This window comes from Buchnera aphidicola (Aphis helianthi), assembly GCF_005083845.1.
GTDB lineage: Bacteria > Pseudomonadota > Gammaproteobacteria > Enterobacterales > Enterobacteriaceae > Buchnera > Buchnera aphidicola_AW.
Genome location: NZ_CP034894.1, coordinates 337,778 through 354,212, shown reverse-complemented (window position 1 = coordinate 354,212; position 16,435 = coordinate 337,778). Strand labels below are relative to the sequence as shown.

General features: G+C 23.7%; 12 protein-coding genes and 1 pseudogene. 8 read left to right on the top strand and 5 right to left on the bottom strand.

Annotation, left to right across the window (positions count from 1 at the left end):
- Positions 1–135: 135 nt before the first annotated feature.
- Positions 136–1,611, bottom strand: a complete 1,476-nt coding sequence (zwf, locus tag D9V62_RS01630) for a glucose-6-phosphate dehydrogenase (protein ID WP_158340074.1) — start codon at positions 1,609–1,611, stop codon at positions 136–138.
- A 279-nt stretch (positions 1,612–1,890) separates the two neighbouring features.
- On the opposite strand from zwf, the gene pyk reads away from it, so the two are divergent.
- A complete protein-coding gene (pyk, locus tag D9V62_RS01625) occupies positions 1,891–3,336 on the top strand; it encodes a pyruvate kinase (protein WP_158340073.1) in 1,446 nt (481 codons plus the stop codon).
- 61 nt (positions 3,337–3,397) lie between these two features.
- On the opposite strand, the gene D9V62_RS01620 is transcribed toward pyk, so the two are convergent.
- Positions 3,398–4,477: a peptidoglycan DD-metalloendopeptidase family protein gene (locus tag D9V62_RS01620; protein WP_158340072.1), complete on the bottom strand. Its 1,080-nt coding sequence runs from the start codon at positions 4,475–4,477 to the stop codon at positions 3,398–3,400.
- 530 nt (positions 4,478–5,007) lie between these two features.
- Between D9V62_RS01620 and znuC the strand changes: the two genes are divergently transcribed.
- Together znuC and znuB are read left to right on the top strand one after the other, a co-directional pair.
- Positions 5,008–5,724 (top strand): zinc ABC transporter ATP-binding protein ZnuC, encoded by a 717-nt coding sequence (znuC, locus tag D9V62_RS01615; protein ID WP_158340071.1) that lies wholly within the window; start codon positions 5,008–5,010, stop codon positions 5,722–5,724.
- A 39-nt stretch (positions 5,725–5,763) separates the two neighbouring features.
- Entirely contained in the window at positions 5,764–6,564 is an 801-nt protein-coding gene (gene znuB, locus D9V62_RS01610) for a zinc ABC transporter permease subunit ZnuB (RefSeq protein ID WP_158340070.1), read from the top strand.
- On the opposite strand, the gene aspS is transcribed toward znuB, so the two are convergent.
- The 3 genes from aspS to trxB all read right to left on the bottom strand — a co-directional run bounded on the left by aspS (position 6,559) and on the right by trxB (position 9,812).
- A complete protein-coding gene (gene aspS / locus D9V62_RS01605) occupies positions 6,559–8,328 on the bottom strand; it encodes an aspartate--tRNA ligase (RefSeq protein ID WP_158340069.1) in 1,770 nt (589 codons plus the stop codon). The genes znuB and aspS overlap by 6 nt on opposite strands.
- Before the next feature lie 197 nt (positions 8,329–8,525).
- Complete coding sequence (infA, locus tag D9V62_RS01600; RefSeq protein WP_158340068.1) at positions 8,526–8,744, bottom strand: translation initiation factor IF-1; 219 nt, start codon at positions 8,742–8,744, stop codon at positions 8,526–8,528.
- 111 nt (positions 8,745–8,855) lie between these two features.
- On the bottom strand, positions 8,856–9,812 hold the full coding sequence (gene trxB, locus D9V62_RS01595) for a thioredoxin-disulfide reductase (protein ID WP_158340067.1): 957 nt from the start codon (positions 9,810–9,812) through the stop codon (positions 8,856–8,858).
- Between the two features lie 269 nt (positions 9,813–10,081).
- Here trxB and serS point away from each other — a divergent pair, with 269 nt between their 5' ends.
- The 5 genes and pseudogenes from serS to rpsA all read left to right on the top strand — a co-directional run bounded on the left by serS (position 10,082) and on the right by rpsA (position 16,363).
- Positions 10,082–11,365 carry a serine--tRNA ligase gene (gene serS, locus D9V62_RS01590; protein WP_158340066.1) on the top strand — a complete coding sequence of 428 codons (1,284 nt, stop codon included), beginning with the start codon at positions 10,082–10,084 and terminating at the stop codon, positions 11,363–11,365.
- Between the two features lie 24 nt (positions 11,366–11,389).
- Positions 11,390–12,475, top strand: a complete 1,086-nt coding sequence (gene serC, locus D9V62_RS01585) for a 3-phosphoserine/phosphohydroxythreonine transaminase (RefSeq protein WP_158340065.1) — start codon at positions 11,390–11,392, stop codon at positions 12,473–12,475.
- Between the two features lie 58 nt (positions 12,476–12,533).
- Positions 12,534–13,817, top strand: a complete 1,284-nt coding sequence (aroA, locus tag D9V62_RS01580; RefSeq protein ID WP_158340064.1) for a 3-phosphoshikimate 1-carboxyvinyltransferase — start codon at positions 12,534–12,536, stop codon at positions 13,815–13,817.
- A gap of 79 nt (positions 13,818–13,896) precedes the next feature.
- Positions 13,897–14,546 (top strand): annotated as a pseudogene (gene cmk / locus D9V62_RS01570) ((d)CMP kinase).
- 140 nt (positions 14,547–14,686) lie between these two features.
- Positions 14,687–16,363 (top strand): 30S ribosomal protein S1, encoded by a 1,677-nt coding sequence (rpsA, locus tag D9V62_RS01565; RefSeq protein WP_158340061.1) that lies wholly within the window; start codon positions 14,687–14,689, stop codon positions 16,361–16,363.
- Positions 16,364–16,435 lie beyond the last annotated feature (72 nt).

Sequence of the window (16,435 nt, the reverse complement as noted above, 5' to 3'; positions counted from 1 at the left end):
TTGAAATTAATTTAAAAATAATAGTTGTATTAAATAAATTAAGTGTAAATATTAATTTTATATTCAAATATTTAAAAATATTTTTAAACTAACATAGTTTTCTTAATCAAGTCAAGATAGATAAATTAATTGTAATTATTTTAAATCAAATTTATTCCAATGTCTTCCATCTTGCATAATTATTTTATCTGAATTTTTTGGCCCCCATGTACCTGCTGTATATAATTGTAGAGTATTTTTTGAACTTTGTTTCCAAGCACTTATAATTGGATCGATCCATTTCCACGCTTCTTCTACTTCTTCACGACATACAAATAAAGATTGTACTCCTTTCATACTTTCTAATAGAAGTCTTTCATAAGCATCAATTTTATTTTCATTCGTTTTTTTAGAACAATGTGATTGAATTATATCGTTTTCTAATTTATATGTTTCATGTAATCCTGGTAAGTTTTTTAAAAAATTTATTTTAATATTTTCATTAGGATCTAATCGTATAATTAATTTGTTTTGAGATAAATTATAATTATATTTTGTAAATAAATTTATAGGCATTTTTTTAAAAACAATTACTATTTCGGAATATTTATGTGCTAATCTTTTACCTGTTCGTAAATAAAAAGGTACACCAAACCATTGATCGTTTTCAAGATCAACTTTAATACATACAAATGTTTCAGTTTGGCTTGTTGAATTTGCTCCATTTTCCTCTATATATGCAGGTACTTTTTTACCATTAATATTACCAGATGTATATTGACCTCTTACAGTTTTAGTATTGATGTTTTCTGAATTAATAGTTTTTAGTGTACGTAAAATCTTTATTTTTTCATTTCTAATATTTTCTGGCAAAATATCTCTTGGTTGATTCATTGCAATGATAGTTAGTATTTGTAAAAGATGATTTTGGACCATGTCTCTAGTTTGACCCATTTCATCAAAATAATTCCATCTGTTTTCAATACCTACTTCTTCAGATACAGTAATTTGAACATGGTCAATAACTTTATTATTCCAATTATTAAAAAAAAATGAATTAGAAAAACGTAAGGAAAAAAGATTTAATATTGATTCTTTTCCTAAATAATGATCAATTCTAAAAATTTGTGATTCTAAAAAATATTTAGATATTTGATCATTAATTTTTTTACACGTTTTTAAACATATTCCCATCGGTTTCTCTATTATTATTCTTGATGGTAATAAATTTAAATTAACTTTTCCTAACCCTTGAAAAATAGCATTAAAAGCACTTGGAGGTACAGCACAATAATAAATAATTACATTTTTTGTTTTATTTAACATTTTTTTTAATTTTATGAAATAAAGCTCTTTATGAACATCAATATTGAAAAAATGTAAACGTAAACTAAATTTATTCCAAATGTCTTCGTTAATATCTTCATTTAAAAAATTTTTAATTGCTGTTTTTACTGTTTTTATATATTCTTCTTTAGTCCAATTAGCACGACCTGCTCCAATTATACGTGTATTAGAATGTATTTTATTAAATTTTTCTAATTTGTATAAAGCAGGTAACAACTTTCTTCTAGCTAAATCTCCTTTTGCTCCAAAAATAATTAAATCGCAAGCTTGATTAATTTTTATCATGAGTTTTCTCTTTATTAATAATATTTTAAAAAATGAATAAATTATTTTTAAAAATATATTTTTTAAAAAAATTATGTATTAAAACAAATATTGTTTAAGATTTTTTGTTTGATATCAGGTATTATTAAATTAAAACTATTTTTATTAATTTTACTAAATAAATAAATATAAATAAATATAAATAACTATTTGATATCCCTTTGTTATATTTTTGAAAAATTAGCTTTAAAAAATTAATAAACAAATTTAATCATTAGATAACAAATTATAGAGGTTTTTATGTTAAATCGATTAAGAAGAACTAAGATTGTTGCTACTTTAGGACCTTCTACAGATAAAAATAATAATCTCAAAAAAATTATTGAGTCTGGAGCAAATGTTCTTCGTTTAAATTTTTCTCATGGTTCATCTGACGAACATATAGAAAGAGCGAAAAAAGCAAGAAAAATAATGTTAGATTTAAATTGTAATATTGCGTTACTTGGTGATTTACAAGGACCTAAAATTAGAATTTCCAAATTTAAAGAAAATAGTATTTTTCTTCAAAAAAATGAAATTTTTATATTAGATTCTAATTTAGAAAATAGTAATGGCGACCAAGAAAGAGTCGGAATTGATTATAAAAGATTACCTAGAGATTTAAATATTAATGATATTTTACTATTAGATGACGGCAAAATACAATTAAAAGTATTTAAAGTAAATGATTTTGAAATATTTACCAAAGTTATTATAGGAGGTGTTTTATCAAATAATAAGGGTATTAATAAACTAGGTGGTGGATTATCAGCAGATGCTTTAACAGAAAAAGATAAAAAAGACATCATACTAGCTGCGAAGATAGATGTAGATTATTTAGCAGTATCTTTTCCTAGATGTGGAGAAGATATAAAACAAGCAAGATTTTTATTAAATCAAGTTGGTAGTCAAGCTAAAATTATAGCAAAAATAGAACGAGCAGAAGCTGTAAGAACCCAAAATTCTATAGAGGATATAATATTATCTTCAGATGCAATTATGATTGCTAGAGGAGATTTAGGAGTTGAAATTGGAGATGCAGAACTTGTAGGTATTCAAAAAAATTTAATTAGAAGTGCTAGAAAATTAAATAAAGTAGTTATTACTGCCACTCAAATGATGGAATCTATGATTTTAAATCCATTGCCTACTCGAGCAGAAGTTATGGACGTTGCAAATGCTGTATTAGATGGAAGTGATGCAGTTATGCTATCTGCTGAAACTGCGTCTGGTAAATATCCATCTGAAACTGTTTTAAATATGTCAAAGGTTTGTATAGGAGCTGAAAAAATTCCTAGTATTAATGTGTCTAGACATCGTATTAATATAAAATTTAATGATATAGAAGAAGCCATTGCTATGTCAGCTATGTATGCAGCAAATCATTTAAATGGTATTACAGCAATTATTACTATGACTGAATCTGGAAAAACCGCTTTAATGACTTCTCGAATAACATCTGGACTTCCTATTTTTGCTTTATCAAAACATAAAAAAACTTTAAATTTATCAACACTATATAGAGGTGTAGTTCCGATTTATTTTGATAGTAAAAATGATGGGGTTAAAGCTGCTAATGAAGCTATAATATTATTATGTAAAAAAGGTTTTTTATTTAATAATGATTTAGTTATTGTTACTCAAGGTGATATAATGGGAAAAACAGGAAAAACAAATACTAGTAGAATTTTAAAAGTAGTTTATTAAATAGTTGTTAAATCATTTTTAAATTTTTTTGATTTAAATTAACTAAAAATTTTTAAAAATATCAATTTAATTGCGATAAAATTATTTTAGATGTTTTTAAAAATGAAATACGTTCTTTTTTTGTAAGTTGTTCTACGAAATTAGATGGAGCACATATTGGATTAATTGGATGTTTATTAATCCAGATTTCATAATGTAAATGAGGTCCAGTTGTTCTTCCAGTATTTCCAGATAATGCAATTTTTTGATTTATTTTGACAATTTGACCTACTTTAACTAAAATCTTATTAAGATGCATATATTTAGTTAAACATTCATTATGATGTTTTAAAACTATAAAAAATCCTGAAATTTTATTAAACCCAGTTTTTATTGTTTTACCATTACTAGTTGCTAGTATTAAAGTGTTTTTAGGCATTGCTAAATCAACTCCTAAATGACGACTGATATGATGTGTAATAGGATGCAAACGATGTAAATTAAAATGAGAAGAAATTCGATATTTTTTTAAAAATGAAAAATTCATAATCATTTTTGCCTTATTAAAACCGTTGAGGTTATAAAAATGTCCATTAACTGCTCTTATGGCATAATACGTTTTTCTTAAATTATTTAATTTTATACCTAATAATATGTTTTTATTTTTTTTGGAATTTATTTTTTTTTTCAAAAAAATTAAGTTAAATACACTATTAGTATTTAATTTATGAAAACTTATTTGCCATTCTATTGCTTTAATAATGGTATTGATATCATATAAATTGAAACCTGATTTAAATGCGCTTTTAAAAAAATTAGAATGATTTTTAATATAAATTACTTTTTTTATAAATTTATGATTTGATATTTTTGATAAATACGGAATTAAATTAGATTTATTTTTAATTTTTTTATAATTTTTTAAATCTTGAATATTAACTTTTTGATTTTGTTTATTAAAAATATTATTTTTTACTTCGTAATTTTTGTTAATAATAAATTGATAAAAAAATTTTTTATTCTCAGAAAAAACACTATTACTTAAAAATATTGTGGAAATAATGACAGTGTTTATAAAACATGTAGATATATTATAAAAATTAAATTTATAATTAAAAAATAAAGAAATTTTTTTATAAATTTTTTTATAAATATACTGCACTTTTTTATTCCTTAACTGTTTTTAAAAGCAATAATATTGTATTAAAAAAGTTTAATATAAATATAGATGTTATCTGTCTTAAATATTTTTAAATATATTTATAAAAACTTCTAATAATCTAAAGAAATTTTAATAAAATTAAATTATAAAAATTTTTATTATATAATATTTAATTATAATTTAAATTCTTCTATAGAATTCTATTTTATAGAATTTTATAGATACATAAATATAATATTAATTTTTATATTATTTTGTAAAGTATTTTTTATTCTAATATTTATATATTAAAAACGTTTTAATTTATTATTTATCGTATTATTAATTATTTGTACATTAAATATGCAATTTAAAATATATAAATTTTAATATTTACTCTTATAAAATATTGAATTATAAAAAATAGTTTAACATAAGATTCAATACTTAATTTAATAGAATGACAAAATTTATTTTTAATAAAATCTATATTTATTTTTAGAAAAATATTTTATAATAAAAAATTATAGGACGATATAAAAAGTTTATTTATGTTAGAATTTATTGTTTTAAAAAATATTCATGTTAATTTTGATAATCGTTCTATTCTTTACAATATATCATTATCTTTAACTTCTAATCGCATAATTACGTTAATTGGTCCAAATGGAGCTGGAAAATCTACTTTAATACGTGTTATATTAGGATTAATAAAACCTACATCAGGAACAGTTTTTCGTTCTCCACATATATCTATTGGTTATGTACCTCAAAAATTATATCTTAATAATTTATTACCAATCACAGTAGAACGATTTATGAAATTATCTCAATACAAAAAAACTACAAATGTTTTAAAAATATTAAAACGTGTAAAAGCAGATTCTCTTAGATATTTATCGTTACAAAGATTATCTGGTGGTGAAATGCAGCGTGTTCTTTTAGCTAGAGCTTTATTAAATAATCCTAATTTACTTGTTTTAGATGAACCTGTACAAGGCGTTGATGTCATGGGTCAGTTAGATTTGTATAATTTAATTCACTGTATACGTAGTGAATTAAATTGTACTATCTTAATAGTTTCGCATGATTTAAATTTTGTTATGGCTAAAACTGATCATGTAATTTGTTTAAACAAGCATATTTGTTGTTCTGGCAGTCCAAAAAAAGTATTTAAAAATTTAGAATTTATTTCAATGTTTGGTTTCGAACGAATTCAAGAAATAGCCATTTATCATCATCGTCATGATCATATCCATCGATATTAAAACTGTAAAATCAAATTTTAGAGTATGGTTGGTTATATTATGTTTGAACTATTTTGTTTGCCAGGATGGTTATCTGGAGTATTTCTTTCTTTAGCCATAGGACCTTTAGGTTGTTTTATAGTTTGGCGTCGAATGTCATCTTTTGGTGATACATTATCACATTCGTCTTTACTTGGGTTAGCTATATCTGTAGCTTTTCAAAGTAATTCATTTTATATTATTTTAGGGTTTATAAGCTTACTTGCTATTTTTTTGGCATGGTTAGAAAAAATATTGCCAATTTCATTAGAAACTATATTAAGTATAATATCACATAGCTCACTTGCCTTAGGTATAGTATTAATTAGTTTGATTTCTACTTCAGAACCAATAAATTTTAATAATTATTTATTTGGTGATTTATTATCTGTAACAAAATCTGATTTAATTACTATTTCTTTAGGAAGTATAATAGTTTTAATTGTTTTAATTATCCGTTGGAATACTATTTTATTAGTCACAATTAATCCAGAATTAGCTCAAATTGATGGTATAAATATTTTTTATGCGCGTTTAACTTTAATGTTAACAACTGCTTTAACTATTTCTATTGCAATGAAATTTGTAGGAGCATTATTAATAACTTCTTTATTGGTTATCCCCCCTGCTACTGCACAATATTTTTCTAATTCTCCAGAAAAAATGGCAATTATTGGAATTTTAATTAGTATTTTTTCTATTACAGGCGGAATAATTTTATCTATACTGTTAAATATACCTACAAGTCCATCTATTGTATTATTTGCTTCTTTTATTTATTTATTAAGTATTTTAAAAAATTTTTTTTATAAAAAATTATAATATAGATTTTTTAATAATATTTATACCTAATTCATTTAAATTTTTATTTTTTAATCTACTAGGTGCATTAGTCATAAGGCATGATGCAGATGTTGTTTTAGGAAAAGCAATTACATCTCTAATATTGTTTGTTTCTCTTAACAACATAATTATTCTATCTAGTCCTAAAGCTATTCCTGCATGCGGCGGAGCTCCATATTGCAACGCTTCTATTAAGAAACCAAATTTTTCTTTTTGATCTTTTTTGCTTATACCAATAATATTAAAAACTTTTTTTTGTGTTTTAGCATCATGAATTCTAACTGATCCACCTCCAATTTCATACCCATTAATTACTAGATCATAACTATCTGACATAGCATAATCTAGATTATTAAAAAATTTTTTTTCATGATTTTTTTTAAACGCAGTAAAGGGATGATGAACAGAAGAAAAATTGCCAAGATTATTTTTTTTAAACATAGGAAAATTGATAATCCATACTGGTTTCCAAATATTTTTTTTAAAAATTTTAAAATCATTGCCTAATTTGATACGTAACATTCCAAGTGATTTATTTACAATATCTTTTTTATCAGCCATGATAAATAAAATATCTCCATTTTTAGCATTTGTTTTTTTTATAATTTTATCTAATATTATTTGATTTAATATGTTTTTTATTGAACTTTGAAAACCATCCTGACCTAATTTATATTTGTTAACTTTAATATAAAATAATTTTTTTGCATCAAATTTATTCACATAATTACAATATTTTTCAATTTTTTTTCGACTTATTTTTTCACCTTCAGAAAAACATAATAAAGCTATTCTATTTTTTTTTGATGGTTGAATTTCAAAAAAATCAAGGTATTTTTTTTTGTTAAAAATATCAAATATATCAATTATTTCTATAGGATTACGTAAATCAGGTTTATCTGATCCATATTTTTCTATTGCTTCGTTAAAAGATAATACAGGAAATTTATTTAAATTGTAATTTAATGTTTTTAACCAAATTTTTTTTATTAATTGTTCTATAATTTTTCTAATTTTTGTAGAATTCAAAAAAGAAGCTTCAATATCTACTTGTGTAAACTCGGGTTGTCGATCGGATCTTAAATCTTCATCACGAAAACATTTTACTATTTGATAGTATCTATCAATTCCAGAAATCATTAATAGTTGTTTAAATAGTTGTGGTGATTGTGGTAAAGCATAAAATTTACCAGGATAGTTTCGACTAGGAACTAAATAATCTCTAGCTCCTTCTGGAGTAGATTTTGTTAATAATGGTGTTTCAATATCTAAAAAATTTTTTTTTGTCATGAAATTTCGTATTAAACAAGTAACTTCATTTCTAATTTTTAAATTTTTAAATAAATTAAATTGTCGAAGATCTAAATAACGATATTTTAATTTTAAATCATCACTGTTATTATTTAAATAATCTAATGGGAGTGGTTCTGAAATATTAAAAATATTTATTTTTTTAGCTAGGATTTCTATTTGTCCAGTATCTAATTTTAGATTTGTATTTTTAATATCTCTTTTTTGTACAATTCCTTCTATTTGAATACATGATTCGTTTTTTAAACTTAATGCTTTTTGAAAGATATCATGATTATTTGAATGAAAAATAATTTGAACAATACCTGTATAATCTCTCATATCTACAAAAATAAATTGACCAAAATTTCTTATTTTATTTACCCATCCAGATAAAACAACAAATTTATGTAAATGAATAATTCTAATATTTCCACAATATTTAGTACGCATAAATTCTCTGTAAAATTTATTTTTAATAATATCTTCTCAAAATACAATTTTTTTATAAGTATATTTTATAAAATTAGTTTTTCAGAAGAGATAACTAAAAAAATATTTTAAAAATTTTCAGAAAGTGTTGTGTTTTTTAATAAAATAATAGATTTAAAAAATTTATTTTATTAAATTTTTAATAAAATTTACATATTTTAACGACTTCTAAAAATAATTCTACCCTTTGTTAAATCATATGGTGTTAATTCAATAGTAACTTTATCACCTGTTAATATTCTAATATAGTTTTTTCGCATTTTTCCTGAAATATGAGCTGTGATAATATGTTTGTTTTCTAATTCGACACGAAACATTGTATTAGGTAATGTATCAATTACTGTTCCTTGCATTTCAATATTTTCTTCTTTAGGCATTTTTGTCTCTAACATAATAAATAAAAATAAATAATTTTTTATATTTTAATTATAACTGATACTAGTCACTTTGACTAGTATGTTTTTTGTAGAGAAAATCTAATTTTTTAATTAAATAGAATTTAAATAACGCTCACTATCTATAGCTGCCATACAACCACTAGCAGCAGATGTAATTGCTTGCTTATATACATGGTCTGTTACATCACCTGCCGCGAAAATACCTGGAATACTTGTTTGTGTATAGTTTCCATGTTTGTTTTGTTTAATTTTGATATATCCATCTTCTATTTCTAATTTATTTATAAATATATCTGTATTTGGGGTGTGTCCTATTGCAATAAATAACCCAGATACAATAATTTTTTCTTGAAAATCTTTTTTTAAGCTCATGTTATTTATTATTAAATGTGTAACACCTAATTTATTTCCTAATATTTCTTTTATAGTATATTTTAAATAAAGTTTTACTTTATTATTTTTTACAAGTTCTAGTAATCGATTAATTAATATTTTTTCTGCTTTAAATTGATTTCTACGATGTATTAAATGTATTTTTTTTGTAAAATTAGATAAATATAATGTTTCTTCTATAGCGGTATTTCCTCCTCCAACTACTGCTACTTCTTTATCTTTATAGAAAAAACCATCACATATAGCACAAGTAGAAACACCTTTTCCTTTAAATTTTTTTTCGGAATTTAGTCCTAAATAACGAGGATTTGAACCAGTGGCTATAATTACTGAATTAGCTGTATATTTGTATTTTTCACCTAATAAAACAAATGGTTTTTTACTAAATTCTACTGAAATAATTTTATCAGATATAATTTCTGTTTGATATTTTATTGCATGTTCATACATACGGTTCATTAATTCTGAACCAGTAATTTGATTTTTGTCTCCAGGCCAATTTTCAATTTCGTTAGTATTCATTAATTGACCTCCTTTATTATCTCCAGTAATTAATATAGGATGTAAATTTGCTCGAGCTGCATATATAGCAGCAGTATATCCAGCTGGACCTGATCCTAAAATAATAATTTTATTATGTTTTATGATTTGCATATTATTTCCTTTAATAATTAAGACGTTAAATTCATTATTGCTATTATTTTATAATTTTTAAAATTACTATAAATATATATAAAAATTTTATTATTTAATGTCAATATCATTAATTAATATAAAATGTTATATAAAATAAATTTTTTAAAATATAATAGAATCTCAAATTTTTAAATATTTGTTTAATTAATATAATTAAATTGTTAATTATAAAATATAATTAACAGTAATTATAAATTTTGTTATTTTATTAAAAAGATATAAAAATTATGTTAAATCCTTATTTGTTACGAAAAGAACTGCTTTTAGTTGCAGAAAAATTATTAAAAAAAGGTTTTGAATTAGATGTTTCATTAATATCTAAAATGGAAAATAAACGAAAAACATTACAAGTGCAAACTGAAAGTTTGCAATACAATCATAAATTATTATCAGATTTATTTAGAAAATCAAAAATTTTAAAAGAAAGTAATACAACTTTAAAAAATAAAGTTATTAAATCTAGTCAAAATTTAGAGATATTAAAAAATAAATTTAATCTTTTAAAAGAAAAAATTTATAATTTTTCTATGTCTATACCTAATATACCATCTCAAGATGTTCCAGAAGGAACGGAACCAAAACATAATCAAGCAATCAAATATTGGGGAGAAAAAAAGCAATATAATTTTCCTATTCAGGACCATATAAAACTAGGAAAAAAACTTAATCAAATAGATTGGAAATCTGCAGCTAAAATATCAGGTTCAAGATTTGTTGTTATGAAAGGACAAATCGCACTTTTACATAGAGCATTAAGTCAGTTTATGTTAGATGTACATACGACCCAACATGGTTATATAGAAACATATGTTCCTTACTTGGTAAATTATGATGCTTTATATGGTACAGGACAATTACCTAAATTTAGCAATGATTTATTTCATGTTAATAGTATAGACAAAAAAAAGTATATACTTATACCTACTGCAGAAGTTTCTTTAACTAATTTATTTAGAAATGAAATATTAGATGAAAAGCACTTACCTATTATGTTAACTGCTTATACACCTTGTTTTAGATCAGAGGCGTCTTCTTATGGGCGTGATAGTAAGGGTTTAATTCGGTTACATCAATTTGATAAAGTCGAACTTGTACAAATTGTTAAACCAGAATTATCTATGGAAACATTAGAAGTTTTAACTAATCATGCAGAAAAAATTCTACAGCTTTTAGAATTGCCGTACAGAAAAGTTTTGTTATGTGGCGGAGAAATGGGTTTTTCTGCAACTAAAACATATGATTTAGAAGTATGGTTTCCTTCACAAAATAAATATAGAGAAATTTCATCTTGTTCTAATATGGGTGATTTTCAAGCACGTCGTATGCAAACTAGATATCGAAAACAATTAGAAAAAAATAATAGTTTTGTACATACATTAAATGGATCTGGTTTAGCTGTAGGTAGAACGCTAGCAGCAATATTAGAAAATTACCAACAAGAAGATGGTCGGGTAAAGATCCCGACAATATTACACACTAAATATATGAAAAATATGACATTTATAAACTAATTGTGAATAATTTTCGGTGAAATAATGAATGTAATTTATAATTTTAGTCCAGGACCAGCTATGATTCCTAAAGAAGTTCTTTATAAAGCTCAAAAAGAACTAAAGAATTGGAATAATTTAGGATATTCTGTAATGGAAATTAGTCATCGTACTAAAGAATTCTATCAAGTTGTTATAGAAGCAGAAGAAGATTTAAGATCTTTACTAAACATATCTGATAATTATAGAATATTATTTTGTCAAGGTGGAGCTAGAGGTCAATTTTCAGCAATTCCTATGAATTTATTAGGGAATTTTACACAAGCTGATTATATTAACAGTGGTTATTGGTCTAATTCTGCATTTTTAGAATCAAAAAAATACTGTAATTCAAACAATATATTAATTAGACAATTGAAAAACAAAAAAATTTTTCTTCTAAAACCTTCACAATGGAATATTAGAGATGTTTCTGCATATATTCACTATTGTCCTAATGAAACAATAGATGGAATATCACTATATGAAGAACCAAATTTTAATAATAAAGTAGTTGTTGGAGATTTTTCTTCATATATTTTATCTCGTTCAATTGATATTAATAAGTATGGACTAATTTATGCTGGTGCTCAAAAAAATATTGGTCCTTCAGGTATTACCATTGTGATTATCAGAAAAGATTTAATAGGATATGCTTCTAAATCATGTCCATCTATTTTAGATTATAGTATTATTAATAAAAATAATTCTATGTTTAATACACCACCTACATTTGCTTGGTATTTATCAGGATTAGTTTTTAAATGGCTTAAGAAAAAAGGAGGAGTAAAAATTATTGAAAAATTAAATCAAAAAAAATCAGATTTATTATATCAAGTAATAGATAATAGTGATTTTTATATTAATAATATAGTTAAAGAGAATAGATCTCAGATGAATATTATATTTCATTTAATTAATTCAGAATTAAATGAAATATTTCTAAAAGAGTCTAAAAAATTTGGTTTACATGCTTTAAAAGGTCATTCTATAGTTGGGGGTATGCGAGCTTCAATTTATAATGCTATGCCTATTGAAGGTGTAAAACAATTAGTAAAATTTATGTTATTTTTCGAAAAAAAATATGGATGACAAGCTATAATTTTATTAAAAAAATTTTTATTTATTAAATAAAGAGTGTGTATGTATTATGCAGAAAATTTTAAAATTAAACCCAGTATCTTATATTAATGGTACTGTATATTTGCCGGGTTCAAAAAGCATTTCAAATAGAGTGCTATTACTATCAGCCTTTTCCGATGGTATGACTACTCTTAACAATTTATTAGATAGCGAAGATACTCAATGTATGTTATCTGCTTTAAAAGAAATTGGTATTGTTTATTCTTTATCAAATAAAAATACAACTTGCCATATCAAAGGTAATATTAAATTATTTAAAGTACCACATGCTCTTTCATTATTTTTAGGAAATGCAGGTACAGCGATTAGACCACTTCTTTCTGCTTTTTCATTATTTAAAAACGATATTGTATTAACTGGAAACAACAGAATGAATGAAAGACCTATTAAGCATCTTGTTGATGCTTTACAACAAGGAGGTGCAATTATTGAATATAAAAATAATTTAGGATATCCTCCAATTTGTGTAAAAGGTGGGTTTATAGGTGGTTTAATTACATTAGATGGAAGTATTTCTAGTCAATTTTTAACATCTTTATTAATGATTGCTCCACTAGCATTAAAAAATACAACTATATTTATAAAAGGTAATTTAGTTTCCAAACCTTATATAGATATTACGATAAAACTAATTAAATTATTTGGTGTACATATTAAAAATGAGTCTTATTCTATTTTTAATATTATAGGAAATCAAAAATATAAAACACCAGGTAATTATGTAGTTGAAGGAGATGCTTCTTCCGCTTCATATTTTTTAGCTGCTTCTGCAATTAAGGGGGGTTCAGTCAAAGTTATAGGAGTTGGAAAAAAAAGTATTCAAGGTGATATACAATTTGCTAGTATTCTTGAAAAAATGGGTGCAATTATTAGTTGGGGTGATTCTTTTATCATATCTACTAAAAACAAATTAAAATCAATAGATTTAGATATGAATCATATTCCTGACGCTGCAATGACTATTGCTATAGTAGCTTTATTTTCTCATGGAACCACTATTATTAGAAACATATATAATTGGAGAGTCAAAGAAACAGATCGATTATCTGCTATGACTAATGAACTTAAAAAAATTGGTGCTATAGTTAAAGAAGGAAAAGATTTTTTATCTATTACTCCACCTAAGAATTTTAAATTTGCTGAAATTAATACATATGATGATCATCGTATGGCAATGTGTTTTTCATTATTATGTTTGTCTAATTTTGGTGTTAATATAGTTAATCCTGATTGTGTAGTTAAAACTTATCCAACATATTTTCACGATTTTTTAAACATTTGTAAGAACTAATAAATATAATAAAATTTTAAAAAATAATAATATGTAATAAATGATATTTTTTTATTTTAACAGTTGATGTATAAAAAATATGAAAAATAATATTCCTGTAATTACAATTGATGGACCAAGTGGTGTTGGAAAAAGTACTTTATGCAATTTAATAGCTAATAAATTAAATTGGTGTATTCTAGAATCTGGTGTAATATATAGATTATTAGCAATTACAATATTAAAAAAAAATATTCCTATTATTGAAAAAAATATAATTTCGATTTTAAAAAATTTAAATTTTTCTTTATTAAAAAAAAAAATAAAACTTCTAAAATTATTCATCTTCAAATAGTAGGAGAAATAGCTTCTAAATTAGCTACTTTTTCTAAAATTAGAAAAATTTTACTTTATAAACAAAGATATTTTCGTAAAGCACCTGGTTTAATAGCAGAAGGAAGAGATATGGGTACAATAGTATTTCCCGATGCTATTGTTAAATTTTTTTTAAATGCTAATTTAGAAACTCGTGTTCATCGAAGAATACAACAATTTAAAAAGATAGGATTATCTGTTAATGATAAAGAATTATTCCAGCAATTAAAAATTCGTGATGAACGTGATCAAAATCGATTAATTTCTCCTTTATACCCATCAAAAGATGCTATAATATTAGATTCTACTAATATGACACTTTCTGAAGTAATTGAATATTCTATGAAAGAAATCAAAAAAAAAATAATTATATGATTCAATAATAATACAAACTAACAATCTAAATTTTAAAAAAATAAACTTTATAATAAGGATTATTATAAGATATATAAAATAATCTCATTTTAGCATGAAGTTAAAATGAACATTAATAAAAATTTTTTAATATTATTAATATGAATGAATCTTTTGCTCAATTATTTGAAGAATCACTAAAAGAAATTAAAACACGTCCTGGTTCGATTGTTCGTGGTATTATCGTTTCTATAGAAAAGGATATAATTTTAGTTGATGCTGGTCTTAAATCTGAATCTGCTATTCCATTAGAACAATTTAAAAACTCTCAAGGTCTACTTGATGTTAAAGTTGGAGATTATGTTGATGTTGCTTTAGATGCTATTGAAGATGGATTTGGAGAAACACTTTTATCTCGTGAAAAAGCAAAAAGACATGAATCATGGCTAGTATTAGAACAAGCTCATGAAACATCAAAAACAGTAACTGGTATTATTAATGGTAAAGTTAAAGGTGGATTTACTGTTGAATTAAATGATATACGAGCATTTTTACCCGGTTCTTTAGTTGATATTCGACCTGTTCGAGAAACTATTCATCTTGAAGGTAAAGAATTAGAATTTAAAGTAATAAAATTAGATCAAAAAAGAAACAATGTGGTTGTTTCTCGAAGAGCTGTTATTGAATCAGAAAATAGTGCTGAAAGAAATCAATTGCTTGAAAATCTACAAGAAGGTATTAAATTTAAAGGAATTGTAAAAAATCTTACAGATTATGGAGCTTTTGTAGATTTAGGAGGTGTAGACGGATTATTACATATTACAGATATGGCATGGAAAAGAGTGAAACATCCTAGTGAAATAGTGAATGTTGGTGATGAAATTTATGTTAAAATTTTAAAATTTGATAAAGAAAAAACACGTGTATCTCTTGGATTGAAACAATTAGGAGAAGATCCGTGGATAGCTATTTCAAAACGTTATCCTGAAGGAATTAAATTAAGTGGACGTGTTACAAATCTTACAGATTATGGTTGTTTTGTTGAAATTGAAGAAGGTGTAGAAGGATTAGTCCATGTTTCGGAAATGGATTGGACAAATAAAAACATTCATCCTTCTAAAGTAGTTGCCGTAAATGATATAGTAGACGTTATAGTATTAGATATTGATGAAGATCGTCGTCGTATTTCACTTGGACTAAAGCAGTGCAAAATTAATCCATGGCAAGAATTTTCTGAAACTCATAAAAAAGGAATACATGTTTCTGGTAAAATTAAATCTATTACAGATTTTGGTATTTTTATTGGTTTAAAAGGAGGCATTGATGGATTAGTGCATTTATCTGATATTTCTTGGACTACACCAGGTGATCAAGCTGTAAAGGGTTATAAAAAAGGTGATGAAATTTCAGCTGTAGTATTGCAAGTAGACGCAGAAAGAGAGCGTATTTCATTAGGAATCAAACAATTAGAAGAAGATCCTTTTAATGCATATATTTTAAATTTCAAAAAAGGAATGATTATTAATGGTTTAATTAAATCTTTTGATAACAAACAAGTTATTATACAGTTATCAGAAGGTATTTACGGAAATATCAAATTTTCTGATTCTTCTATTCAACACGAAGAATTTATAAAAATGTTTAACATTAATGATAATATTCCAGTAAAAATATCTAGTTTTGATCGAAAAAATAGAAGTATTAGTTTAAATATTCATATTATAGATAACAATGATGATAAAAAAGATATAAAAAATAAATTAAACAATAAACAAAATGATGAAACATTCTCCAATGTAATGACAGAAGCTTTTAAAGCTGCTCAAAATACCGAGTAATAGATCAAAAATAAAATATATTTTTTATTTTTATAATTAAAATTATTTAAAATAAATAAATTTTTAAAATAG

What these genes read in the sequence shown, in the direction of transcription:
- zwf (WP_158340074.1), bottom strand. Translation starts at nt 1,611, where the DNA reads ATGATAAAAATTAATCAAGCTTGCGATTTAATTATTTTTGGAGCAAAA.
- pyk (WP_158340073.1), top strand. Translation starts at nt 1,891, where the DNA reads ATGTTAAATCGATTAAGAAGAACTAAGATTGTTGCTACTTTAGGACCT.
- znuC (WP_158340071.1), top strand. Translation starts at nt 5,008, where the DNA reads ATGTTAGAATTTATTGTTTTAAAAAATATTCATGTTAATTTTGATAAT.
- znuB (WP_158340070.1), top strand. Translation starts at nt 5,764, where the DNA reads ATGTTTGAACTATTTTGTTTGCCAGGATGGTTATCTGGAGTATTTCTT.
- aspS (WP_158340069.1), bottom strand. Translation starts at nt 8,328, where the DNA reads ATGCGTACTAAATATTGTGGAAATATTAGAATTATTCATTTACATAAA.
- infA (WP_158340068.1), bottom strand. Translation starts at nt 8,744, where the DNA reads ATGCCTAAAGAAGAAAATATTGAAATGCAAGGAACAGTAATTGATACA.
- trxB (WP_158340067.1), bottom strand. Translation starts at nt 9,812, where the DNA reads ATGCAAATCATAAAACATAATAAAATTATTATTTTAGGATCAGGTCCA.
- serS (WP_158340066.1), top strand. Translation starts at nt 10,082, where the DNA reads ATGTTAAATCCTTATTTGTTACGAAAAGAACTGCTTTTAGTTGCAGAA.
- serC (WP_158340065.1), top strand. Translation starts at nt 11,390, where the DNA reads ATGAATGTAATTTATAATTTTAGTCCAGGACCAGCTATGATTCCTAAA.
- aroA (WP_158340064.1), top strand. Translation starts at nt 12,534, where the DNA reads ATGCAGAAAATTTTAAAATTAAACCCAGTATCTTATATTAATGGTACT.
- rpsA (WP_158340061.1), top strand. Translation starts at nt 14,687, where the DNA reads ATGAATGAATCTTTTGCTCAATTATTTGAAGAATCACTAAAAGAAATT.